This is a genomic window from Pantoea eucrina, assembly GCF_001691555.1.
GTDB classification, from domain to species: domain Bacteria; phylum Pseudomonadota; class Gammaproteobacteria; order Enterobacterales; family Enterobacteriaceae; genus Pantoea; species Pantoea borealis.
Map to the genome: position 1 here is coordinate 1 of NZ_MAYN01000006.1, position 24842 is coordinate 24842.

19 protein-coding genes and 5 pseudogenes are annotated in these 24842 nt (G+C 50.0%); 9 read left to right on the forward strand and 15 right to left on the reverse strand.

Going from position 1 to position 24842, the window contains the following annotated elements:
- Window positions 1-145 (reverse strand): IS1 family transposase (locus BBA90_RS19030; protein ID WP_139074162.1); only part of this gene is annotated, 145 nt, incomplete at its 3' end.
- Between the two features lie 433 nt (window positions 146-578).
- Between BBA90_RS19030 and BBA90_RS03360 the strand changes: the two genes are divergently transcribed.
- Both BBA90_RS03360 and BBA90_RS03365 read left to right on the forward strand, forming a co-directional pair.
- Window positions 579-1649, forward strand: coding sequence for a hypothetical protein (locus BBA90_RS03360; RefSeq protein ID WP_139074163.1), 1071 nt, complete (start codon window positions 579-581; stop codon window positions 1647-1649).
- Between the two features lie 304 nt (window positions 1650-1953).
- Window positions 1954-2190 carry a ParA family protein gene (locus tag BBA90_RS03365; protein ID WP_065647930.1) on the forward strand — a complete coding sequence of 79 codons (237 nt, stop codon included), beginning with the start codon at window positions 1954-1956 and terminating at the stop codon, window positions 2188-2190.
- A 10-nt stretch (window positions 2191-2200) separates the two neighbouring features.
- Here the strand turns inward: BBA90_RS03365 and BBA90_RS03370 are convergent.
- Window positions 2201-2900, reverse strand: a pseudogene (locus BBA90_RS03370) (IS1 family transposase).
- Between the two features lie 1151 nt (window positions 2901-4051).
- On the opposite strand from BBA90_RS03370, the gene BBA90_RS03375 reads away from it, so the two are divergent.
- Window positions 4052-4555 carry a cytochrome b gene (locus BBA90_RS03375; protein ID WP_065647931.1) on the forward strand — a complete coding sequence of 168 codons (504 nt, stop codon included), beginning with the start codon at window positions 4052-4054 and terminating at the stop codon, window positions 4553-4555.
- 510 nt (window positions 4556-5065) lie between these two features.
- Here the strand turns inward: BBA90_RS03375 and BBA90_RS19285 are convergent.
- Together BBA90_RS19285 and BBA90_RS03385 are read right to left on the reverse strand one after the other, a co-directional pair.
- On the reverse strand, window positions 5066-5206 hold the full coding sequence (locus BBA90_RS19285; RefSeq protein ID WP_167350660.1) for a hypothetical protein: 141 nt from the start codon (window positions 5204-5206) through the stop codon (window positions 5066-5068).
- Window positions 5207-5238: 32 nt separating this feature from the next.
- Window positions 5239-5748 carry a DNA-binding protein gene (locus tag BBA90_RS03385; RefSeq protein ID WP_065647933.1) on the reverse strand — a complete coding sequence of 170 codons (510 nt, stop codon included), beginning with the start codon at window positions 5746-5748 and terminating at the stop codon, window positions 5239-5241.
- On the opposite strand from BBA90_RS03385, the pseudogene BBA90_RS03390 reads away from it, so the two are divergent.
- Window positions 5740-6384, forward strand: a pseudogene (locus BBA90_RS03390) (GMC oxidoreductase); the annotation flags it as partial. The gene BBA90_RS03385 and the pseudogene BBA90_RS03390 overlap by 9 nt on opposite strands.
- Window positions 6377-7714, forward strand: coding sequence for a cytochrome c (locus BBA90_RS03395; protein ID WP_065647934.1), 1338 nt, complete (start codon window positions 6377-6379; stop codon window positions 7712-7714). The pseudogene BBA90_RS03390 and the gene BBA90_RS03395, both read left to right, overlap by 8 nt.
- 765 nt (window positions 7715-8479) lie before the next feature.
- Here BBA90_RS03395 and BBA90_RS19640 read toward each other — a convergent pair.
- Together BBA90_RS19640 and BBA90_RS19645 are read right to left on the reverse strand one after the other, a co-directional pair.
- Window positions 8480-8665, reverse strand: a complete 186-nt coding sequence (locus BBA90_RS19640; protein ID WP_065647935.1) for a hypothetical protein — start codon at window positions 8663-8665, stop codon at window positions 8480-8482.
- Window positions 8666-8774: 109 nt separating this feature from the next.
- Window positions 8775-8927, reverse strand: a pseudogene (locus BBA90_RS19645) (Rpn family recombination-promoting nuclease/putative transposase); the annotation flags it as partial.
- A 263-nt stretch (window positions 8928-9190) separates the two neighbouring features.
- On the opposite strand from BBA90_RS19645, the gene BBA90_RS19580 reads away from it, so the two are divergent.
- Complete coding sequence (locus BBA90_RS19580; protein WP_071882943.1) at window positions 9191-9361, forward strand: DUF2256 domain-containing protein; 171 nt, start codon at window positions 9191-9193, stop codon at window positions 9359-9361.
- 4 nt (window positions 9362-9365) lie between these two features.
- On the opposite strand, the gene BBA90_RS03405 is transcribed toward BBA90_RS19580, so the two are convergent.
- Window positions 9366-10817 (reverse strand): sugar porter family MFS transporter, encoded by a 1452-nt coding sequence (locus BBA90_RS03405; RefSeq protein ID WP_065647936.1) that lies wholly within the window; start codon window positions 10815-10817, stop codon window positions 9366-9368.
- Window positions 10818-11065: 248 nt separating this feature from the next.
- On the opposite strand from BBA90_RS03405, the gene BBA90_RS03410 reads away from it, so the two are divergent.
- Complete coding sequence (locus BBA90_RS03410; protein ID WP_065647937.1) at window positions 11066-11965, forward strand: LysR family transcriptional regulator; 900 nt, start codon at window positions 11066-11068, stop codon at window positions 11963-11965.
- Here the strand turns inward: BBA90_RS03410 and BBA90_RS03415 are convergent.
- A complete protein-coding gene (locus BBA90_RS03415; RefSeq protein ID WP_370512315.1) occupies window positions 11940-12704 on the reverse strand; it encodes a substrate-binding domain-containing protein in 765 nt (254 codons plus the stop codon). The genes BBA90_RS03410 and BBA90_RS03415 overlap by 26 nt on opposite strands.
- Before the next feature lie 47 nt (window positions 12705-12751).
- The gene (locus tag BBA90_RS03420; protein ID WP_065648041.1) at window positions 12752-14047 is read right to left on the reverse strand and encodes an MFS transporter; all 1296 of its coding nucleotides are present in this window, start codon (window positions 14045-14047) and stop codon (window positions 12752-12754) included.
- A gap of 318 nt (window positions 14048-14365) precedes the next feature.
- Between BBA90_RS03420 and BBA90_RS18910 the strand changes: the two are divergent.
- Window positions 14366-15060: pseudogene (locus tag BBA90_RS18910) on the forward strand (IS1 family transposase).
- Window positions 15061-15112: 52 nt separating this feature from the next.
- On the opposite strand, the pseudogene BBA90_RS03425 reads toward BBA90_RS18910, so the two are convergent.
- The 4 genes and pseudogenes from BBA90_RS03425 to BBA90_RS03440 form a co-directional block, all read right to left on the reverse strand.
- Window positions 15113-15748: pseudogene (locus tag BBA90_RS03425) on the reverse strand (IS3 family transposase); the annotation flags it as partial.
- Between the two features lie 765 nt (window positions 15749-16513).
- On the reverse strand, window positions 16514-17542 hold the full coding sequence (locus BBA90_RS03430) for a RepB family plasmid replication initiator protein (RefSeq protein WP_065647940.1): 1029 nt from the start codon (window positions 17540-17542) through the stop codon (window positions 16514-16516).
- A gap of 1253 nt (window positions 17543-18795) precedes the next feature.
- Window positions 18796-19770, reverse strand: coding sequence for a ParB/RepB/Spo0J family partition protein (locus tag BBA90_RS03435; RefSeq protein WP_065647941.1), 975 nt, complete (start codon window positions 19768-19770; stop codon window positions 18796-18798).
- The gene (locus BBA90_RS03440; RefSeq protein WP_065647942.1) at window positions 19767-20975 is read right to left on the reverse strand and encodes an AAA family ATPase; all 1209 of its coding nucleotides are present in this window, start codon (window positions 20973-20975) and stop codon (window positions 19767-19769) included. Before BBA90_RS03440 ends, BBA90_RS03435 begins: the two co-directional genes overlap by 4 nt.
- A 988-nt stretch (window positions 20976-21963) precedes the next feature.
- On the opposite strand from BBA90_RS03440, the gene BBA90_RS03445 reads away from it, so the two are divergent.
- Window positions 21964-22782 (forward strand): helix-turn-helix transcriptional regulator, encoded by an 819-nt coding sequence (locus BBA90_RS03445; RefSeq protein ID WP_065647943.1) that lies wholly within the window; start codon window positions 21964-21966, stop codon window positions 22780-22782.
- Here BBA90_RS03445 and BBA90_RS03450 read toward each other — a convergent pair.
- Window positions 22753-23391 carry a LysE family translocator gene (locus BBA90_RS03450; protein ID WP_065647944.1) on the reverse strand — a complete coding sequence of 213 codons (639 nt, stop codon included), beginning with the start codon at window positions 23389-23391 and terminating at the stop codon, window positions 22753-22755. The two genes, BBA90_RS03445 and BBA90_RS03450, sit on opposite strands and share 30 nt — an antisense overlap.
- Window positions 23388-24725: a hypothetical protein gene (locus BBA90_RS03455; protein WP_240484878.1), complete on the reverse strand. Its 1338-nt coding sequence runs from the start codon at window positions 24723-24725 to the stop codon at window positions 23388-23390. The genes BBA90_RS03450 and BBA90_RS03455 overlap by 4 nt, the downstream gene beginning before the upstream one ends.
- Between the last annotated feature and the right edge of the window lie 117 nt (window positions 24726-24842).

Consider the following 24842-nt stretch of genomic DNA (forward strand, 5'->3'; position numbering starts at 1 on the left):
GAGAGGCGGTGTAAGTGAACTGTAGTTGCCATGTTTTACGGCAATGAGAGCAGAGATAGCGCTGATGTCCGGCAGTGCTTTTGCCGTTACGCACCACGCCTTCAGTAGCGGAGCAGGAAGGGCATCTGATGGAAATGGAAACCACGCAAGCACCTTAAAATCACCATCATACACTAAATCAGTAAGTTGGGAGCATTACCTAATTCTGCACCCTGAATATGGTTACTTTAAGCCTAAGGCTGTTACTTACATTAAACTCCTGAAAGCCCGCTCATCACCTCCTTGTAGTTTTGACAAGGAGCAGGATTTTTATTGTTCAATAATTTGAACCAAAATATTTTTTCGCCTTACTATTAGTACCCTATAGTTTTATAAAAGAGGGTTTATAATTTTACTTATGACAGGGTAAGCATTTACAAAAATGTGATGCGCTTTTCATTTCCTAAAACACTTCTCACCTAAACTATCAATACTTTTAACTTAATTAATCTCCTCTTAAATACCTCAATATCGAATGCTATGTCAGTGACATCTTAAATCATCAACACAAAAATTTTCATTAAGTCAGTGGTGGTTATATGAAACTGAGAAAAAGATTCTGCTTATGCATCGTAACTTCTGTAGGGTTATTAGCTGGTTGTATCAATTCCCCATGGAACCCCTTTCCTAGTAATGCAGGCAAAATAGAAGGGGTTGTGTGGTGCAACCAGAGATATCTTGATATGGTTGATGATTATCAGAAAATTGATTACGAAACTAAAAAAAAGCTGGCTTTAGCCAAAGAAGGTTACGTTTATGCACTGGCTGCTACACTAACCTTGCAAAAAAATAACTCTGACAAGCAATTTAACTTCATAACCCCTAGTTATCTTGAGAAAATAAAAGAGCTCTCGAAAGATAATGTGGGTTTTTTTAACGGCTTTGCTGCAGAATCATTTATATATAGCAACCAATTCACTGGGGAAAAAGAACTCATTGTTGCTTTTCGAGGCTCAGATGATTTTTTTAAAGATTATCTGTTCCAAAACCTTGCACCGTTTCCGGTTCAAAATAAGTATGCTCGCGAATATGTTAAAGAGGCTATAAAGTACAGGGAAAGAAGGGCCGGTTTTTTTGGTCCAAAAACAGTTGTTGTAGGTAACTCTCTTGGCGGAGGTCTAGCAGCTCATGTAACGAATAGTGAAGAGACTGCGAATGATATTACAGACGCTTGGGTCTTTAATCCCTCGCCCAGAACAGGTGTACTTCCCCCTCTAGGTGGAAACCCTAAAATCAGGCTCCTTTCAACCAAATCAGAAGCATTAAATATCTCTCAAAGAAAGGGCTTGGGAGTTCAGCACCAGAATGAATATACAGGATTTAATCTGATAAAAAGCAGCTCAATTTACAATCATTATAGATGGGTGCTTATGAGAGAAATTCTATGGTATGCCGACTTTGCATTTTATTTAGATTCAGATAAAAAAGCCAAAACCACTCCCCCACTGGAAATAATACAGGCACAAAATATAACCTCAGCACAATGCGGAGAAACAAATAAGATAACCGACGCCAGACGGAAAGAATATGAAGAGGATGTCAGTTCTCGTATTAAGAAAGGAAGTGTTGATTTAAAAGAAGTTACTGAGGTTGATAAAAAACACCTCTAAATTACTGCGCCAAATATATTGCGATAAATGGTTATCGTTAATATGTGATAAAGCGTTTTAAGAGCCATAAAAGAGACGACTTAATAAATATTGCATCCAAAGAAGAGGCATAAATCCACCACTAAAAAGGAACCATTAAGGATTAAAAAAGGTTCCTATTTGGTACTAAAAATGAATCATTAATGTACCAAAAAGGGCATTTTTTGGCCATTTTTTCAACTTTGCGTAAGGAATTTATTGACCAGCTTAGTCAGTGCCTCTAAGGTTGTGACAATTTCAGGCTTAAATCATACGGAGTTGTCACATGATTATTCATGTTGGTAATGGTAAGGGCGGCTGTGGAAAGTCCACACTGGCCGTTAACCTGGCTATTGAGTATGCCCGTCGTGGTGAAGATGTACTTTATATCGATGGTGATAAGCAGGGTACAGGAACTCGTTTTTTTAACGACCGTAATGAAGCAGGCCACCAGCCGATAGTTCATGCCATTCAAAAGTTTGACAATATCCGCGATACCCTGCTGGATATGAAAAAACGGTAATGCTCCCAACTTACTGATAGTGTTTTATGTTCAGATAATGCCCGATGACCTTGTCATGCAGCTCCACCGATTTTGAGAACGACAGTGACTTCCGTCCCAGCCTTGCCAGATGTTGTCTCAGGTTCGGGTTATGTCGCTCAATGCGCTGAGTGTAACGCCTGCTGATAACGTGCAGCTTTCCCTTCAGGCGTGATTCATACAGCGGCCAGCCATCCGTCATCCATACCACGACCTCAAAGGCCGACAGCAGGCTCAGAAGACGCTCCAGTGTGGCCAGAGTGCGTTCACCGAAGACGTGCGCCACAACCGTCCTCCGTATCCTGTCATACGCGTAAAACAGCCAGCGCTGACGTGATTTAGCACCGACGTAGCCCCCCCTGTTCGTCCATTTCAGCGCAGACAATCACATCACTGCCCGGTTGTATGCGCGAGGTTACCGACTGCGGCCTGAGTTTTTTAAGTGGCGTAAAACCGTGTTGAGGCCAACGCCCATAATGCGTGCACTGGCGCGACATCCGACGCCATTCATGGCCATATCAATGATTGTCTGGTGCGTACCGGGCTGAGAGGCGGTGTAAGTGAACTGTAGTTGCCATGTTTTACGGCAATGAGAGCAGAGATAGCGCTGATGTCCGGCAGTGCTTTTGCCGTTACGCACCACGCCCTTCAGTAGCGGAGCAGGAAGGACATCTGATGGAAATGGAAGCCACGCAAGCACCTCAAAATCACCATCATACACTAAATCAGTAAGTTGGGAGCATTACCCGTTTCCGAATGCAAAAAAGAGAAATCTGTTACACACTCATAACGCCCTTAGCTATTCTTGTCATACAGACATTACTTAGGGAGAGAGTTATGCGATGTCCAGGCTGTCAGAAAGAGTCGTTTTTATACGGTACACGTGATGTGTGCATGGATATAAACGATCCTGAAAAGGTGGTACCCGCCGTAAGAGGAAGTCACTGCCTGACATGCGGAAGGGTGATTATAGATGGCACGGAAAGTGGAATATTCGATGCCAGGCTACAGGCGCGAGAAGCGACTGATGCGTAATCGCGCGGGTTAGCAGGTTCTGAAACGTTATTCAGGTGTTTTCCTGTCAGCCAGGTTTGTTACAGCCACTTCCTGTTCAGTTATCCTTCATTCAGCCTGAAAACCCGCAAACGCGGGTTAACACAGGTTAAGCTGTTCGCTGCACCGTATAAGTTCTGTACGACAGGATGCCTGACTCCATCTTAAGATGTTCAGGTATAACACGAAGAAATCTGTTGGCTTGGCATGATTACCAGGTCAACGGACCCGATCTCAGTCATGCTCTGATCGATCGCTTCAGCGCATCAAAACTGTGATGACGGCAGAGGTCAGCTTTATCTGAAAGTATTGCGCACTCCGCCCGAGCGCTTTTATCAAGCTCATTAATCAGCACTCAATTTCAAGTGGCCCCCACTGGGCGGACATTGACGAGCGCTGTGCGTTTAACATAACGCCTCAGGGCATGATGTAAGATATGACAGGACGTGAAACAGTCGAGATCCCAACAAAAGAGCAGGCCACCCATTACCGAAGCGGCTGAATATTTTGCATTCAACATTTAAATAAATGCTGATTATTTATGCCATGAAAAATAAGCCCTTGGGCGAGTTTCCAGATAAGCGCTGATAATCAGGAATTTCCTTACTGTTATTTAAAAAGTGTCTGGATATGATTTCCGACGCTAAGCGGAACCATTTATCCCTGATGTTCATGCTTAAAGCATATCTTTAATTGTATATTTCTTTACGACTATTTCTCGTAAGCTTCGCCGGGGCGCGTGCGCACCTGTAGAGGTTTGTGAGCCTGAAATTCAGAACGGATTTTTAAAATGAAATACAGTACACAGCAAATTATTTTACACTGGCTTTCAGCCATTATTATAATCTGGGCAACCCTGAGCGGATTTTATGTGGCGTTTTGTCATCCCGATCAGCCTGTTAAAGAGTGGATAGGTTTTTTTAACGTTTCCCTGACAACCCTGTTTATCCCGTTTTTTATATTACGAGTGTGGTATCTCTTCAGACATGGCAGTCCGGCAGAAAGTCTGTTAACGCCGGGAGAACAGCGTATTGCGCATCTGGGGCATCTGGCTTTGTATGCAAATATTAGTGTAGTGCTGATAACGGGCGTGCTGATGATGAATCATGCTATCGATGTCTTCCATATGTTTCACGTGCCGCAACCCCTGCATAGCGTGAGTGCCATTACGTTTTTTAATCAAGTACACGTTCTCGCGTGCATGACGCTTGCACTGCTAATCGCCGGACATATTCTGGCTGTTTTAAAGCATCAACTTAACGGAAAACATATATTACGCAATATGTGCCCCTGAAGCAGAATGCCTTATTGTTTGGACCTTTTCGGTCAGGTGCAGGCAGTGGCAATGTTTAAGAAACTGTCAGGTCTGGCATGAGATTTAAACATTTACTCTCTGGCTGACCACTGCAGACGTTTTTCAGACATCCAGCCCGAGGGTGGCCGGGCTCGGTGTCTGTCATTAACGCCTGAAAGATTAATAAGAAGCAAAACGTGGTAATGCTCCCAACTTCAGTAAGTTGGGAGCATTACCTAATCACGCCATGACGCAGAAGATGGCCGCTGAGCTACTGGCACTGCGTCATGCCGCCTCAGAGCTGGTGGAGGTATCACGGGCAGGGCTGGAATATATCGACGCGATACCAGCGGATATAGCCAGCGCGTTTGATGCGATGCCGGGGTTTAGCCGGGACTGGGCCGAGGACACTATAAGTGAGGCCAGGCAATTACTACTGACCGGGCGGCTATAGGACTAAATTACAGGGACAAAAAACCCGCCTTAGCGGGTTTTGGAGGAGGCCAACGATTAACCAGCTTTTGCTTCGCGGTAACGTAAAGTGCCTGTGCGCTCTGCAAGGTCAAAAGACTCTTTAAGCTGACGCATGGCTTCCGCTTTACGCTCAGCGACGGTCATTTTCTTAATAGAAGTATCTTGTTTTGATTGCATAACCTTTTCTTCCTCATGTTATTTCTTTCCGATTATGAGGCGCTGCGACGACGTTCTATCAGCGCGACCGAGAGAGAAACGATATCCGCAAAGTCTTTCGAGGCGCTGGCTCTTAGCGCCAGATTCCATTTGCTGAGTATACGGGCATTAACAGCCAACTCACTTCCGGCCTTAATCCGTCCGTTATCCGCCAGCCATTCAGCCACATCAGCCCAGTCCCACAGCGGCAACTGATTTTTGATGCGCTGTACCGGAGAAGGAAAGCCGCCCTTACCACGCGCGCCGTCTTTAAAAAGGCTGATTGCCTGGCGGGACATTTCAGTACTGGCAGCTATGTCACTGAGTCCGACAAGAGCGGAATCAACAGAACTGACTATAGCGCCGATCCGGGCTGATTCAATGTGATCTACGGCAGACGCGATGGCGATGTCCAGTGATTCAGCCTCGCGGTCAAACTCCAGATAAACCGATTTGCCATAGGCACAGATAATCGCATCGCTGCAGCCGTTCGTAAAAAGCGCATCCTCAAGACTGACGTGGATGAGGAGATCTGGCCAGGACGCGGACCGGTGAGCCCCTGTTCAATCGGCCAGTTCCGCGACGGCGATTTTCGCCGTGAACATGCGCCGTTCCGCATTGATATTTCCAACGCCTCGCAGGTGGCTTCTGTCACCAAAGAAGTGCTGGCGGAAGGGTATTTCGGCAAAAAGCTGCAGGAGGAGATCCGCTTTCGTGCGGCACGCCGTCTCAGCATCAAAAATGCGCTGGAACAGCTGCCCGATCCCAACAACCGCGTCATGCTGAGCGCCAACAAAGATGCGCTTGGACTGCCTACACCTTCTCTCTACTGGGATGTCGACGACTACGTGATAAAAGGCACAGAGAAAACGCGTGAGTGCTATGACGCCATTGCGGCCCGTCTCGGCGCCACCCGTATAAAACACAGCAAAAGCGGCAAATTCTCCAATCGCCAGCACATTACCGGCACGCTCTCTATGGGACTCGATCCCGCGACCAGCGTGACCGATGCGTGGGGACGCGCCCATGATCATGAAAACCTGTTTATGGTCGGCACCGGCGTGATGCCAACGGTGGGAACCTGTAATGTTACGCTTACCGCGATGGCGCTGGCGCTGCGTACCGCGGATAAAATCCTGCAGGAGACGCAACATGGGTAAGTCCTGGAGAACGCGACTGGCGGCGGGTGTGCTGCTGGCAGTATGCACACAATTGTATGCGGCGGATGAGAGTACGTTAATCAAGCGTGGGGAATATCTGGCGATAGCAGGCGACTGCGGTGCCTGTCACACCGAAGAGGGTAAAGCGCCGTTCAGCGGTGGTCATGCCATTGCGAGTCCGCTTGGCATCATCTTCAGCACCAATATCACACCGTCTAAAACCGCCGGTATTGGCGATTACAGTGAAGCGCAGTTTGCGGCCGCGCTGCGTAAGGGCATCCGTGGAGATGGCAGCCAGCTTTATCCGGCGATGCCCTATACCGCTTATGCCCGTCTGACCGACGAAGATGTTGCAGCGCTGTATGCTTACTTCATGCATGGCGTACAGCCCGTCGATATCCGCCCGGAGGCTACCGCGCTGCCGTTTCCGTTTAACCTGCGCTTCAGCATGGCTGCCTGGAACTGGTTGTTTGCGGACAACATGGTCTACCAGCCCGATGCAACCCAGTCGCAAGCGTGGAATCGTGGCGCTTACTTGGTGCAGGGGTTAACCCACTGCAGTACCTGCCATACGCCACGAAACTTTCTGATGGCGGAACAGCAGGACAAGAATCTGCAGGGTGCGTCACTTGGCACCTGGTACGCGCCGGATATTACCCCGGCAACACTGCAGGGCAAAGCCCACTGGACGCGTAAGATGCTGGCAGATTATCTGGCGACTGGTCATGCTGCGAACGGCGCCACGGCTGGCGGGCCAATGCTGGAAGCAATCGATAAGAGCTTTTCACGCATGACACCAGACGATCGTAACGCGATTGCAACCTATCTGCTTCCCGCCACCCAGGCAGTGAGCGAGCCGGCAACTGCAAAAACGCTGACACCGGTGCAGGGCGATGATATGCCGCAGTCTCTGGCAGGTCTCAGTGAGGGTGAGCAGGTTTATCGGGACAACTGTGCGTCATGCCATAACCTCTCAGGTCAGGGGTTAAATGGCCTGCCGGCGCTGCAGCACCATCCTGTTCTGGATAAGCCCACCGCTGATAACGTGGCAATGGCGGTATTGCAGGGCGTCTGGCCGGAAAACGGGCAGGGAATGATAGGGTTCGTCGATTCGTTAAGCGACGGGCAGGTGGCCGCGGTCACCAATTATGTGATGCAGGATATCGGGCACAGCCAGGTAACGATCAGCGCGGCGCGCGTTCAGGCGCTGCGCAAGGGCGGAGACACGTCGCCGCTGATGGTGATTGCCCGTGTCGGCATGGCGGCGGCAGGTGGGGTACTGATTCTGGGCCTGTTCTGGCTCAGAAAAAAGCGCGCCGCTAAACGCTAAATCCTGGGCCTCTGCTTCATCGCTGAAGCGGAGGTTTTTTATACATTTTCAGGTGGAAGCTTTCTGTACAGACCGAGACATGAAGGTGTAAATATGACATTGCAAGGTACAAATCTGCTTCAAGTATGCCTTACACTGTTGCGGAGTTACTGCTTTCACAATTACGCAACAGACTTTCGGACAGGCCGCAGCTGACGGTCACTACACTGAAAACCCGCTTTAACCACTGTAGGTGACAGGTAACCACTATGGAGGGAAGACCGCCGTTAGTAAGCCTTGTAGATCTTATGAGTACACTGATAAAAAATATATAAAACATTGTGTTAGTGAATAACAGCGCAGCAAAGGCTGTTTTCAGCTTATCGTTAAAACGGATTTTGCTGCCTATAGTGGATATCTGAGACACAGAAATGAAATACTCATACATAACGATGCAGCCCTGACTAGGCGCTTCAAAGCATTTTATTGGGTGCATACCTACACAGTGAAGTTATCAATGAGAGTGTGTAATGATTTTTACTGGCCAAAAGCAGCTAACCACAAGAAGCTATCGAAATTAACAAACAGGCATCAACGACAAGCAGGACAGTGAGCAACTGGCAGGTTGAGCCTGATGGGCCAGCAGTACGTTTGAAGACATTGCAACGTTAGGGATGAACCCCATAATTTAACATAAATAGCATTATACGAACTGGGTGGTGTTTTTTATATTAAATCACTTTGGCTAATTTTGACCATTTCCAGCTATTTAGTGACAAGACTGCTTCAGCTCTTCATCTCATCAGTCAGACCAGTTGCACTCATAACAGACTGAATATTCATACCATTCTTTAACAGATTGTGGGCGATCTCGAGGCTGTCTTCCTGCACGCCCTCCCGTAAACCTTCTTCTCGTTCCTCCAGACGACCTTCCTGACGGCCTCTCTGCTCAAGCTGCTGTGCAATCGTCATCAGTTCATCTGCATGTTGTGGTACCCGCTGCGCCAGTTAGCGGATAAAGCCGCCTGCATCGGGGGGGGGGGCACCCGCCTGGAGCATATATATTACCAGTGCGTGCATCACTGCCGGACTCCAGCCTGAGCGTCGAGGGGTCGTAAATCGCGAACAGCGCAGGCGGCAGATGTAGCTTCATAAAGTCCCGCGCAGTCTGCTGGTGAGAGAGAAATGTTTTGAAGACCGCATTATGCGGCGCAGGCGTGTTGTTGTTCTTCATTGCGTCACCTGAGCATTTTCCCTGAGCTTCTATGATATTAACGAGGCTTGAATCAAAGCAGACTTCCTGAAGCCTGATATATTTCTCAAATTGACGGCGCACTCTGTCAGACAAATATTTTTTAGCCATTCTTTAGCGACTGCCCCAACCAAATATAAAAGAGTATCAAAGCGTTATTTATAAATACTATCAATAATAACTACGCATCAATACCGGATTACTATCCGCCAGCGCAGTAAAGGGTAACTACAGGGAGATCACGCGTGAAAGATTTTAAAGGTAACAAACAGGCTCTGCCTGTGCGCTACTGTAAACAGTGTCACAAACCCATGACGTGGCGCAAAAAGTGGGAGAAAAACTGGGACGAGGTACAGTACTGCTCTGAACGCTGCCGCCGCGCCGCGAAAGCGGCACGGACAGCAGCAGAGTCATAAGGGGTTAGTTTGCAGGCGCCGTTTCTTGGCGCTTGTCACCAAACCGTTCCCGCATGTGCGCTTCAATCTGCTCCAGTGACTTGCCACGCGTTTCCGGCAGCACCAGCGCGACAAAAATCAGCGATCCGACATTGATAGCGGCAAAAATAAAGAAGGCGTTGTTACCCACTAGCGACAGCAGAGGCGGAAAGGCAAAGGCCACTGCCGCATTACAGATCCACTGAAAAGCCACCGCCGAGCCGGTCAGTACGCCGCGTACCTGCATTGGAAAGAGTTCTGACATCAGCAGCCAGTATACCGGTGAAATGCACATCTGCATAAAGAACAGAAATACCAGAATACAGGCGAGCGCCAGCAGGCTCTGCGTCATGCTGTTCGGCATAAATACCAGCACCGCGCCCAGCGCCAGCTGCATTGCAATCACAATACATAACCCGGTCATCAGCATTTTGCGTCGGCCAAAGTGACTGATTGCCTTGATACCGGCAAACGTCGCCAGTACGGAAACTACACCATTGCCGATGGTCGCAGCAATCGAGGCGCTGGTTCCCATGCCGGTACTCTTCAGGATAATCGGCGTGTAGTACATAAAGGCGTTGACGCCGGTAAACTGCAGCACAATGCCCATGCCGCAGCCCATCAGCAGCAGACGGACAATCCACTTCTCTTTCAGCAGTTCACGCGCCGCGGGCCCCTGTCGTGCCATACGGGCGTTTTCGCGCATCTCTTTCATTTCAGCTTTAATTTCGCGCGGGTTTTCGCGCAGCTTACGCATGATGCGCATCGCTTCACTGAGGCGGCCCTCCGCGACCATCCAGTGCGGCGACGCCGGGACAAAGAAAGTGCCGATAAACAGCAGTACGCCCGGTACCATTGCCAGCGCCAGCATATAGCGCCACATTTTCGGATCGTGCAGCAGCAGACTCATCGCCGCGCTGACGATATAAGCCAGCAGCTGGCCTGAAACAATCATCAGCTCATTGCGGCTTACCAGCGGCGCACGACGCTTGGGTCCTGCGATCTCAGCGATAAACACCGGCACAGTCGATGAACCGCCGCCCACGGCAATGCCGAGTATAAACCGCATTACCACCATGATTTCAATATCGGGGGCTACCGTGGTACCAAAGGCGCCGGCGACAAACAGCAGCGCCAGACTGCGCAGCGTAATACGGCGGCCAAAGCGATCGGAAACGTAACCGCTGAGAAACGCACCTACCGCGGAGCCAAACGTCAGGGAGGATGTCACCAGCCCTTCGGTAAAAGGCGTAAGGTTAAGCCCGCCCTGTGCGGCAGGTAGTGTCATATAGGGCAGTGCGCCGGAAATAATTCCGGTGTCATAGCCGTATGCGAGGGCTCCCATTGTGGCCACCAGCACCACAAAAAACAGTCGTTGCTGAACGGTGAAATTAAGCGCGCCGCCGTCGTCCGGCGAGTCTTGAGAAGAGTTTTGCATAGCTGCATCCCTGTTTAAATGGCACACACAGCACGTTGCTGTGTAAAGAAAGGTATGAGTATAGGAGCGATTTTCGGAATGGGATCTGAATCACATAATTCGTTAAAAGCAGCGGGTCCCCGGTACTAAACCAGTAAGGTATGCCGTCTGCCTCTGTAAGCCGGGCGCAATCATATTGCTGTATCCGTTTCCGGTACGCCCGTGCCGGCCGATACCTTACCCTGCACTGCCTGAAAGGATGCTGCCTGATGCCCGTGAATTTTGATCTTAATGACCTCTATGCGTTCCGCGCGCTGGTGGAATATGGCAGCTTTCGCCTGGCAGCAGAGTCGATCTGCCTGTCGCAATCTGCGCTGAGCCGCCGGATTGAAAAACTGGAAGCGGCGCTCGGCACGCGGCTTTTTGACCGCACAACGCGTCGCGTTATGCTGACGCTCTATGGCCAGAGCTTTGCTGAGCGATCTGAACAGCTGCTGGCAAACGTGGAAGCGGTACTGGCTGACATCAATCAGGTAAGCCAGGAGCGCACCGGTCTGGTGACGGTCACGACAGTGCCTTCGGCTGCGTACTACTTTATGCCTGAAGTGATCCGGCGCTTTCGCGCACGCTATCCGCGGGTGCGGGTCAAAATTATCGACAGTAGCGTGGGCAATGTTATTGAGGCGGTCAGCAGCGGCCAGGCGGATTTCGGGATTTGCTTTGCGAAAAGCCTGCCGCCAGCCATTGAATTTTTACCGCTGGAAGAGGATGTGTATGTTGCGGCCTGCCGGCACGAACACCCGCTGACGCGCCGATCATCACTGAGCTGGGAGGAGTATTTTCAGCAGGAGTATATCGGGCTGGATAAGGTATCAGGTAACCGCTCCCTGCTCGACCAGGCGCTGGCGCATATCATTCCGGCCCGGCCCAGCATCTGTGAAACGCGCCACGTCACTACCCTGTTAGGCATGGTCGAGGCGGGCATTGGTATTGCGGCAGTGCCGGCGATGTCGATGCCCTCCTCAGGACACTCCTTACTGGCGCAGATACCGCTGACGCATCCGGTGGTGACCCGATCCGTGGGTCTGATTCGCCGTCGTGGCCGTATTCAGTCATACGTTGCCGCCGAGCTGGAGAAGCTCATTACTGAACAGTATCACCCTGCTTAGCGGTCGCGGTTACGCTGTGCATACCGGTTGCGGTCACAATTTTCTGCGCCTGCGGAGAGGCCAGGAAACTCAGAAGCGCTTTACCTTCATCGGGATGCTGCGCGTTTACCGTTACCGCGCCGGCGAAGCGGGTAATGTACTGCACATTTGCCGGCAGCTCACCGGCAAAACTGACACCCGGCACCGGCAGCAGCTCGCTGACCTGCTGGAAGCCAATGGCGTAACGTCCCTGCGCCACCTGCGAGGCGACCGGAATGCGCTCCACCATCTGCGCTTTTGTCTGCATCTCCCGATCGATCCCCAGCTTTTTAAACAGCTCATTACTGACATAGCGGCCGCTGGCGCTGTCTGAATAGGCGACAGACTTTGCGCTAAGCAGTGTCGTACGCAGCTCAGCATCGGTTTTAATCGCCGGCAGCGGATCGCCCTGCTTTACCACGATACCAATCGGCGAGTCTGCCAGCTCCTGGCGGGTGCCGGCGGCAATGCGCTTATCCTGCTGCAGATGCGTCAGCGCATCACCGACCATAATTACTACATCAGCCTGTTCACCGCGTGCCAGGCGGTTAGGGATAGCCTGCGGCGTCTTCCCCATAGAGGGGCCGGGGATAACTACCAGATGGTTACCGCTCTGTTTTTCATAGACGGGTGCCAGTTTTTCCAGTGCAGCTTTAAAGCCGCCGGAGATCATCACGCTGACATCCTGCGCCAGCACGTTGGTGCTGAACGAAGCGAGCATGATTGCAGTAAGGCTCAGAATCGGTTTATACATTATTTCATTCCCTGTTAGCGTGCGGTTTGCAGCGTCAGTGCGCGACGACGATAGAGATAGAGCGTGGCGAGCAGCGCGCAAATTGCGGCAAAGCTCATCCAGTAGCCTGGCGACGCTTTATCACCGGTATACTCAATCAGCGCAGTGGAGATAACCGGCGTAAAGCCGCCAAAGACCGCGGTCGCCAGGCTATAAGCCAGTGAAAAGCCCGCCACGCGCACTTCAGCTGGCATGATCTCGGTCAGAGCAGGGATCATAGCGCCGTTATAGAGGCCGTAAATGAAGGAAAGCCACAGCAGTACCGTCAGCATCATAGAGAAGCTTGGTACCGCCGCCAGCATGGTCAGCGCCGGGTAAGCGGTTGCCAGCGCCAGCAGCGTCATCGCGACCAGCACTGGCTTACGGCCAAAGCGGTCAGACAGGGCACCGCCCACCGGCAGCCAGAGAAAGTTAGAAATGGCCACCAGCAGCGTGACCAGCAGACTATCTGATGCGCTGAGCATCAATACTTTTTTGCCGAAGGTGGGCGCGTAAACCGTGATCAGATAGAACGCGGTAGTGGTCATCGCCACCATCAGCATGCCCGCAATCACAACCGGCCAGTTGCTCAGCAGCGTTTTAAATACCTCACCCATCGCCAGATGTTTACGGCGCGCGGTAAACTCCTGCGTCTCTTCCAGCTTGCGACGCAGAATAAAGATAAACGGCACGATCAGGCAGCCAAACAGGAACGGGATACGCCAGCCCCAGCTGCTGATTTCACCCGGCTCCAGCGCAGCGTTCAGGGCAAAGCCCATTGCGGCTGCAACCATAATGGCAACCTGCTGACTGCCAGACTGCCAGCTGGTGTAAAACCCTTTTCGTCCCGGCGTGGCAATTTCAGCAAGATAGACCGAAACACCGCCCAGCTCAGCGCCTGCTGAAAAACCCTGCAGCAGACGGCCGGTCAGCACCAGCAGGGGTGCCCAGAGGCCGATACTCTGATAAGAGGGGATCAGTACAATCAGGAATGTGCCCGCCGCCATGATAGAGAGCGTGACGATAAGCCCTTTACGACGGCCCACTTTGTCGATGTACGCGCCAAGTACAATGGCGCCGATAGGACGCATCAGAAAACCGGCGCCAAAGACGGCAAAGGTCATCATCAGTGAGGCAAACTCACTGCTGGCCGGAAAAAAGGTATGGGCGATATAGGTGGCGTAGAAGCCAAAGAGAAAAAAATCGAACTGCTCCAGAAAGTTACCGGATGTCACGCGCAGTATGGCACTGATACGCGAACGGGTGGTCATGGGTGAGGTAAAGGAATGCATCAGAATCTCCAATTGTCATGGGCGCTTTATCGTTGCGCCTGTCACGAAAGACTGGATCAGAAAAATAGAGTTAATAAGCGCAATAAACTCATGCACTGATGCGTTACATGCATTAATACAGACCCGAAGCTGAAAATCATTTTATATATTAGGTTGTTAAATATTTGTAAGCATCATGTCAGGAATATTCAGGCTGAAAGGAGATACATCAGCTTTGTGACCAGCTTCAAGCCTAAAGTCCAAACTTTTACACTCAAAAGCTGGTAATGCTACCAACTTACTGATTTAGTGCACGATGGTGTTTTTTGAATTGCTCCAGTGGCTTCTCTTGCCATCAGTTGTCCCTCCCGTTCAGCTACTGAAGGTGTGGTGCGTAACGGTATAAGCACTGCCGGACATCAGCGCTATCTCTGCTCTCACTGCTGTAAAACATGGTAACTGCAGTTTAGTTACACCGCTTCTCAGCTCGGTACACACCAGAAGATTATTGATATGGTCATGAATGGCGTCGGATGCCGGCCCTCAGCGCATTATGGACGTGGGCCTCAACACCATTTTCCGCCATTTGAAAAACTCGGGCCACAGTCAGTAACCTCGGGTATACAACCGGGGGTGATGTGATTGTCTGCGCTGAAATGGACGAACAGTGGGGCTAGGTCAGTGCGAAATCACGCCAGCGCTGGCTGTTTTACACGTATGACAGGATACGCAGGACAGTTGTGGCCCGTGTATTCGGAGAACGCACTATGGCCATGCTGGAACGTCTTATGAACCTACCGTCGGCCTTTGACGTGGTGATATGGATGACGGACGGCTAGCCGCTGTATGAATCACGCCTTAAGGGAAAGCTGCACGTTATAAGCAAGCAATATACGCAGCGAATTGAGCAGCATAACCTGAATCTGAGGCAGCATCTGGCAAGGCTGAGCAGGAAGTCACTGTCATTCTCAAAATCGGAGGAGTTGCATGACAAAGTTATCGGGCATTATCTGAACATAAAACATTATCAGTAAGTTGGAGTCATTACCCGTAAGTTATGGCATTGATAACTGTATACTGAAGTGGTCAACTAAAACTGGCCACCGCGTTAGAGTTTTTCCAGTATCGGTTTTCCGATTCGTTTGGTGGTAACCCACAGTTATATTCATGCGGCCTGAGCGCGCTGTAATACCCAACGATATAGTCCGTTATAGCGTGAGCTGCTTCGCTGAAGCTTACGTAGCCCGTCATCGGCACCCATTCGTTCTTCAGGCTCCTGAAGAAGCGCTCCATTGGGCTATTATCCCAGCAGTTTCCGCGCCGGCTCATACTCTGCTTGATTCGGTATCGCCACAGTAACTGCCGGAACTGCCTGCTCGTATAATGACTGCCCTGATCGCTGTGGAACATTAACCCCATGGGCTTACCGCGAGTTTCCCATGCCATTTCCAGCGCTTTCATGGTGAGCCTGCTGTCCGGCGAGAACGACATTGCCCAACCCACTGGTTTTCTTGCGAATAGGTCGAGGACAACGGCGAGGTACGCCCAGCGTTTACCTGTCCAGATATTGGTCACATCACCGCACCACACCTGGTTTGGCTCTGTTACGGCGAACTGTCGCTCAAGATGATTCGGGATAGCAACGTGCTCATGCCCCCCACGCTTATACCGGTGAGTCGGCTGCTGACAACTGACCAGCCCCAGCTCTTTCATGAGTCTGCCAGTGTCACGGGGCAGACGGAAAGCAAGATTGTTGCCTGTCTATAAATAAACTCTGTTCTCAACGAGACGCCTGCACTAAGGCCATGCCGGGCTGGCACGGACACGTGCGTATCCTGAAAGAGAAACCTGCCAGCACACTGATTTCCTCACGAGCTCAGTTTCTGCGATTTCCTGGCTTTGCAGATTCAAGGTAATTGTCTGCCATGACGTTCATCGCCTGTCATGAGTGGTTATATGTGAGAACTATCACTCCTTACAGCTTATATAAGCTATAAGGAGTGGATGTTATGGCTTGATCATAAGCTGTAGTGAGTAAACATAAGCTATAGGAAGTAATGTAAGTTCTGCTATTTTATAGCTGAGAAGCCGGAAATGCATATAAACCCTTAAAAATCAGCAGGATAATCTCAAGTAAGAAAGACTCTGACTTGTTAATCATAAGCTGTAGTGAGTAATCAGCTACTCGCCATCACTGCATAAGCTATAGTGAGTGGAATAAGCGGCAATTTGCGTTCTTTATAAACTGTAGTGAGTAAGAGTCTTCAGGGGGAGAGGTTATATAAACTATAGTGAGTGACCTCGACTCCTCAGCGCATAGATATAAGCTATAAGGAGTAAAACGCGCCCTTTGTACCACAGAGCTAAGCTGTAGTGAGTAGTTTTTCTAAAATTAATAAAATTCAGAGAGTTACTATAAGACTGTACTTACAGCCTCATTAATTCTTTGCTCTCCTGATAAGAGAACCACTCATCACAGCTTATCTGTTACTGAGACTTAAAAATCTTTTCCAGATCCTGAAGTGAAATACCGAGCTTATCCAGAAGTTCAATCTTTTCCTGCAGTTGCGGATCGAGTGGCTCTTTTGTTTTCGTTGTTGCCTTCGGTACTTCCAGCTGCTCCGTCTTGGGCGCTCTGAGCTTTGGATAGCGATTATGGACCTGGAAGTAGACGCTGCGTCCCTTCTGAACTTCGCTATAGTCCAGATAACCAATCTCTTTGAGCTGCTCCATCGCACGGCGCACTGTCTGGTTCTGCGAAAACACAGGAGAGCGCAGATTCAGCCTTTCGCGAAGGCGCGCCAGTGAGATAGGGGCCGGGTTCTTGGGAAGGCTTTCAATGTAGGTATAGAGCGCCTGAGCGGACTCACGGCGTTTAAGCGCGTTGATCGCCTTGAGCTGCAGTAACACCTTGTGATCAAACTCGTAGAGCTCGAAAAGCTTCGGGTCAGCCTGCAGGATAACAATGTCCTTTTTGGTATCGTAAAAAGCAGACTGGACCAGATGCGTGATGTATTCTTTTGCATCGTCGCCGCTTTTTGAAGAGAAAGAGATGGTAGTGCTGGCAATACGCTTCAAAGACGGGCTGATACGCTCTCTGAGCTGCTTTGAGGAGCGACTTGAGGGAATGCCGCAGAGCTTGGCAAACTCTACAAATGAGAGCTGTACCTTGTCGCCAATGACCTTGTCTTTGTGCTTTGCAAAGGAATGGATGATCCCGACCCAGGTCTTGAAATCGTTATCCATATCCAGGCGCGGGCCGACTATCTCAACCTTTTCATAACCTTCTGCTTTCGCAAGAGACAGGCGCGTCAACTCCTCGGTGGCATCGGTTGTTGAAGAGGTGTTTTTCTTGCTGTTTTTTAACGACTTAAGCGTAGGGACAAATACGCCCAGGCGCATCAGTGCCACCGGCTGCACGGTATTATTGGCATTCGGCGTCAGGGTTACGATTTCCCCGGATTTTGTGTCTTTTTCTTCAAAAAGCTTTGTTAAGTCAAGATTGTCGCTGGCCACAAGCGTTCCTGCACACGTTTCAGAGGATCGTTGAGCATGATCAACCGATCCGGATTGTGAATTGTTAGATAACAACTCGCCAATGATCGAAGTAACCCTCTGACAAGCAATCAGATTAGTTATCCACAATCAAAACGGGAAATGAGCGATAAACTCACTATAGCTTATGTCTTTTCCTAATTACAGCTTATATTTTACTTTCTATAGCTTATTGTGATCTCTGTATAGCTTATATTTTACTTGTTATAGCTTATGCGGACCCCTCTTCAGGCCAGAGCTGGTGCGGCCTGCGGCGATCGGGGATCTCTTTGGGATCTATAAAGGATCTCATTAGGATCAATTTATTGGGATCTATCGCGTGGATAAGTGGATAACTCTAAGGGCTTTCTGCTTAACAGGCATACTCGCGCCATCATCAACGGGTCATTTACAGCCGATCTCTGCTGCAGATAAACCGTCGCTGTAGCCACTCTTAGCCAGCCTGCATTTATGTGCTGGTGAAAGCCTTGAGGTGCTATGGGGTCTCACCCTCACTCTATGAAAGAAATGTGATGAGAGACCTCTCTGAAATTGTCTGAGGTGTTTTGTGCTCACTACCAGTTCGTCATACATTCCCTTTTAAGCGATTACTCAGCAATAATGTCACAGGATGAGGAGCCAACATTATGCTCGCATATAAAAACCCTGGTCGTATAGGACTGCTAAAAGGTATGCTAAAAATGCTCCCACTTATTTTTTAAGAAACTGTTATTAAATAATATTTTTATTTTATCAGGCTTGATTGTGTGTTTTTTGCACAGACCTATAAGATATTGAAAGCAACGTTATCAGCACAGCCACCACAACTATCGGACAAGTTCTTCGCATCAATTTGTACGTTGAGACGCTACAGATATACCTCCTCCTATGATTCAAGACGTGGGCAACGAACAGCGGTTCCAGTTAACAGACCATGTGGCGTCTTAAGTGGAAAGTAGTCATTATGAGTTTCCCTATCACTTCTGCATGTTTGATCGATAATTCTTATAAGCTGAACGTTAGGGATTCAGGGCCAGGCAGATTGGGCAGTTGAGTCAACTGTGAAGACTAAGCCGTGCAGAATCAGGATATTCAATGATGGGAATTTCAGGTTGAAATTTTCCCATATTGGCGAGATATAACAGTAAGTTAGAGCGGTTTTTTGGTGGGTATCCAATAAAAAGGGGAGATACTCACTGGAGTAACTCCCCTTCTTTTGCACACTGGATTGAAAATTATTTTGTGAGCATCTTTTCAATTACGGCTTTCACCGCATCATCCAGCTCTGCCTGCCAGGCCGCAGGAAGACGCGAAAACTCATACGTCACAAGACGCTTTTCGGCGTCCGTTTTTTTCCGCGCAAACTGCTTTTTATCGCTGAATTCCGCTATTTTTTCGGTCACGACTTTTTTCGCATCACGCGCTGACTTAGGTTCAGCACTGGCTGCACGAAAGTAACCAATAATCTTTGCCTTAACAGCCGGATCATCGAGCTCAGTGAGCGCATCATGCGCAATACGTTCGCGCACGCCCTCTGCCAGTTCTTGGACACTGATTTGCCTGCTCGCCGCTTTTTCTGCAATATCCAGTAAGGTCTTATAGTCGTTAATAGAGAGCTCGCCGGCGGAGGGAAAGACCGCAATCATTTCATCAGGTACCGACGCCGCCTGAAAAGCACGCGTGACTTTTGCCGGCGACAGCCCTTCCGCAGCAGCAATGTCAGACTGATTCATATGCTCCGGGTACATCAGCTTAAGGCGATTACCCAGTTCACGCAGTGTGTGCTCTTTTGCCGTCTGAATGTCGATGGCCAGCTGCCGGGCGTCTGAAAGCGACAGCTCATCTTTCGTCACTAACACTTCAAATGGCATACCGCTGTAAAGGCACGCGGCCCTGCGGCGTGAACCGTCCAGGACTTCAATATGCCCGTCTACCTCACGGCCAATAGCCGGAAAGAACTGCTGCAGTTTAATGGTGCGTGAAATATCGCTGACGGATTCTTCAGTTAAAAAGGCCTGATCGCGGCCGTTAATCGTGGCATCCACGTAAGTCTGCGTTTCGATGTCATCATGCAGAATCTTGCTAAGCGTAAACCGTGCGGTGGCACCGGATTTAAGGGTAAAAGTACGGGCACTTTCCGTTTCGCTCAGCATTTTGCTGAAGCTGGAGTTACCCAGGGTGCGTCCCATTTTCTTCAGTTCTTTCATTATTGCATCCCTCTGACGAACTCAATCCGTTTAAACACGGCCTGTGTAAAGCGTTCGGCTTCACGTTTGGCATTTTTAAGCGCTTCTGAACTGCCCGGATATGACTGTGGATCGGCACTGACGATGGTGTCGAACGTTTCCCCGCAGCGCTCAAACCCATCCAGTCGGGGCAGCGTGGCGTCCAGGATGTAAGACGTAAACACGTCCCGGGCCAGCCCGTGAGTCATCTCATGATCACGTTTGGACGTCATCTTGGACATGAAGCCGATATTTCCTTTTATACGCGGTGTAATCCCCTCCTCTTCCAGTTGCTCCAGCATATCGGGTAAGCGGGTGAGATATTTCAGGGTTGAGTGGAAGTCCACCTGCGCGGGCGGTGTTGGCGTGAGAAGCAGATCGCTTGCCGCAATGGCATTAAGCATGAATGCGTCAAGATGAGGCCCGGTGTCGACAAAGATGAAATCATAGTCGCTTCCCACCCTGTCGATAATGTTTCGGCGCAGAACTTCAGAAGGCAGTACGCCGGGCAGGTGTTCCTGAACCAGGCGATCCCACTGGCTGGCCACAAACCCATCATCAATGGAAGCCGGAATAATATCCACACCCGGAATGATGGTTGGCTTGATGATTTGTTCTCTGAGCTGTTGCGCATCAAGATCATTCAGCATGGCCTGAGCGGCGGTTTCGACAATCGACCCGATGCTGTTTGCCTGATTCAGGAACATGGTGCTGGATGCCTGCGGATCTAGGTCGATAACCAGATTGCGCAAATCATACTGCAGTAAGTCAGGGTGAACGCGTAATCCATGAGCAAGCGTCACGGTACTGACCGTTTTGGACACCCCACCCTTGAGATTGACGACGAAGATCACAAACGGGCCTTCGCCCTTATGGATGTCGCGGTATTTTGGCACCTTCCGGTGAGCGTAGATATCTACAACGTCCTGAACAGTCAGCGCGTAATGTTTCGCATTACCGGCATCCTTTTTGCCAAATACATGCCCTTTGGATTCCATTTCTTCAATGGCCTGCTCAACAGCACGGCGGCTGAGCTTAGGCAGGTTGGCCACGGCATTACGTGTGAACGTCTGATAGAACTGATCGAGACCGAATTCCTGGCGCTTATCGATAATGTCATCACTCATACTGCGCAACATAGCATTCGCTCTGCGCGCAGTTTCATCCACTCCACCGTAGTTACTTTTCATCATCCGCTCCACTGACAATTAATTTCGCCAGTGTACATTTATGAATGCTTTGTGCAACATTTTTCTGTATTCAATAAAAAGTTGTACAGAGCAGGTGGTATGAACTTGTCGCCTCTTGTTCTGCTTTTACGGGGGATCAGCTAAAAGGCAGCGGGTGAAATGCCGCAAGCCCCTGCCCTTTCCCTGTTTTGCATCTCACATATCTGGGTCTGAAAGCAGAATGAAATTCCCATGCGAATTTCAATTTTAACTAATTGATTTAAAATATTTTTATGGATTTATTTCAATGTGAAATTCCCATGTGGTTTACTGCTCACTCACGGTTTGAACAGAATTTTAACCTGATTGTCAGGTGGATGGACACACGCAGTTATAAGGCCACGATGAGTAAGCATTACGGGCAGTGAAAAGTAGCCGGGCGCTGATTCACTGCCAACAGATACTGCATTCAGCCCCAGACTTGTTGAATCCATAGAAGAAGTGGAAAGCTGATCAGGTCATGGCTCAGCACGCTGGCCTGTTTAACCGCTGCGACGATAACGTGCAGGTGTGTCCTACTCATGAACATAGCAACGGATACTGACCAGACACGAAGTTTCGCAAAGGCGACCGCCCCGGCATTATGGCCGCTGACTGTATTGCAACACATGTAATCGGATTGACTGTCAGCTCTTCACGCAGTCAGGGAGAGAATGCCTGCTGTCAGGCTGCAGATGAACGTATGGGCACACCACCTTTTGAATTCACCTGTTCGCTTGCCAAATTCATCGCTGAAAGCTGGGCATTGCCCTGCCCTCTTTTATACAGACTAAAGGGAAGAAATTCCGAACGTAAAATACCGACTCAGCATTCCCCGCAAGGATGCTGGTCAGTGTCCTGGACGTTCAGGCACCGTGAAAGCTTTGCCGCGGAGAGTTGAAAAAAGTAGCGGGGAATGGTTTAGTAAACGTTAATAATCATTCACTATTACTGCATAAGGCCCATTATTTTGTCGCTACAGTCTGCAGAGTGGTTTAGCCGCAATGGCGTGGAATGCTCCCGCGTCAGTGCCTGTAATGCTGGCTTTCCAAAACATCTTCATGATGAGTACGTCATTAGCGCCAACCTAACAGGTGTGGAGGAAATCTGGCTGGCAGGTAAAACCACGTACGTTAAGAGTGGGCAGGTGACTTTATATAATCCGGGGACCATTCAGGCGTCGCGTTTTGACAGTCAGTCCGTTGATTTTATCAGCGTGCACATGCCCCAGAGCGTCATGAAACTGCTGGCTGATGAGGACAGTATACGCAGCGACAGCCATGCGCCCGTTCTGCGCGAAGGCATTATTGAAAACAGACGACTGTTTAATGCGCTGTACCGGTTTGCGGCTTCCGCGCGCGAAGGTGAAGGGGCAAATGAAGAGCAGGAGCTGATGTTGCTGTGCGGCGAACTGCTGGAGACCCCGGCATTTCTGCAGGGCAATGACGAACAGAGGCTCAACATTGTGATTGAATACCTGAGAGAAAATCTCAGCGTTAAACCCCAGCTGGATAGGCTTGCGCAGATGGCGGGGCTGAGTAAATATCATCTTGTGCGCTTCTTTACCCGGCATACGGGTATGCCGCCCCTGCAGTACCATATGCAGCTTCGCCTGCATCACGCTCGAGACTTACTTCGCAGAAACGTTTATCCGCTTGATGCGGCAATAATGCTGGGTTTTTACGATCAGAGTCATTTCATTAATGCCTTTCGAAAAGTGATGGGGACGACGCCCCATCATTATGCTTCGCAGGTCTGCTCAGGCCACCATAAATTCCCGGTATCCTGATACAATGACATAGAGCGCAAAATAGCTGAAGATAAGGGCCGAGGCGATGTAGGAATATTTAAGCAGCCGCTGACCCAGCATCCTGCCGCCGAAGCTCCCGACAAGGCAAAGCACGCATGTCCAGAACATACCCGCTATAAAGAACCCGCTCAGAAACCACGATGTACCAGTCAGGCTATGATGACCCATCCGCGAAATCAGCGCACCGCCCACGGTGGCAAACCACAAGATGGCTGTGGGCGAGGACATGGCTAGTACAACACCCCGTCCGAACTCCCGCAGGAGTGGGCGAGCCTGATGAGATTCGCTGACATTAAGTTCTGCTGCTTTTCGGTATGCGGCCACCAGCATTTTACCGGCAAACCATAACAGCAGGGCTCCACCGCCTATCCACAGCACCCAGCGGACCACTTCATACTGAAGCAGCACTGCCATGCCTGCCAGCGCCAGTAATGCATAGGCCAGGTCACCGACGCAGGTGCCCATACCCAGCCAGAACCCATGGAAATACCCGCGCTGCATGGCAAGGGTGATCATGGCGATATTGGCAATGCCGATATCGAGACACAGCGATAAACTCAGTAAAAAGCCGTTTGAGAATTCGATCATAATAGAAAACCTTTTATCTTCTGGTCGTATTCAATCATGTCGACCGTTTTGCCAAGCCGGTTGAGCAGCATTGCAGCTTCTTCACGCTGATGATGCGGTGAATAACGTTGCAGGAACTCCCCGGCTTTTCCGGTATCACCTTGAAGAACGGAGAATGTCATTGCACTGGCCAGCGCGGTTAAAGCCGGTTTAACCGCGGCGAGATCCACTTCATAGTGGGTTCCATTCCAGTACAGGCACTGATGTTCCGTCAGCCATTTAAGCTGAATATACGCCGCCCCGGCATCGGGATAGTCGCAAGGACCACGACGCAGATACCGAAGCATCTCTAGAAGAAACACCCTCAGCTGATGCGTTTCATCCAGCTGCAGTGCCTGACGGGTATCCTCTGTGAGGCACATCAGCAGACCAAACACGTCAGCCAGCGCCTCCTGGATGACCATGGATCCCCATCGGTCCAGCTTGCTCAGGCTGCCGAACCTCATTTTTTCAATGACAATGGAATGGCCCAAATCGTGACCTCTGAACCACGCAATCAGGTGACGGGCACAGATGCTGCTTTCCGGAATAACGTTTTGTTGCCAGCCTAGCAGAGAGGCCTGGGTTCGGGCGAAGCGTTCGAACAGGTTAAGATACGTATTTGCAAACACGATGGTGCATTTTTGAGGCGCGTACTTGACGCCTTCGTCTTCAGGGAAGAAATAAGCAAAGTGTTTGGGATAGCTGTTGGCTTCGCCGGCAATCGCAAACAGATCAACGATTTTGTAACGGCAGCCGGGCAGGGCAATCAGCCGTGCATCAATATGGCGCTGCAGCCAGGTCAGGTTATCTGAAAAAAGGTCATCCACCACATCAGAAACTTCCTGCAGGGCGCGATTAGGTAATCCAAACCATGCGGAGTAATGCTGTGCTCTGGATTTACCCACCCATGTCGACATATAGCCAATACCCTGCACCAGTTCCTGTTCATCAAGACCGGCTATCTGCGGGAGCAGTTCGCCTGCGGTACGGGGATCTGAAAGCACATCAGCGCGCAGTTGCAATGCTTTTCGGGTGTCCGGGTCGGCAAATTCCCGGGCGAGCTTAAAACAGATAATGCTGAGCTTTTCTTCGACGGACTGAAGTAAAGTGGTACCGGTTCGCGTGGCAACCGGATGAATATGATTTGCTGCATCGGCAAGCCGGGTAGCCTGATGAATAAGGTCCAGCACAGCCGGAGAAAGTGAGTCTGGCAGCGGAATATCCATCATATGGATGTGATATGAATCAGCTGCAGGCCAGAATGGTGTCGTAAACATGAAATTCCCTTCCATAATGATTAACGAGATACTCACTTAACCAGTCCGCATGTTTTCGGTATTGGAAAGAATTGCGCTGTAGCCTCAGTTCACGTTAACGGGCAGGCATACAGCTACTGACAGCGTCTTGTTACTGTCTAAAACCGGCTTTAG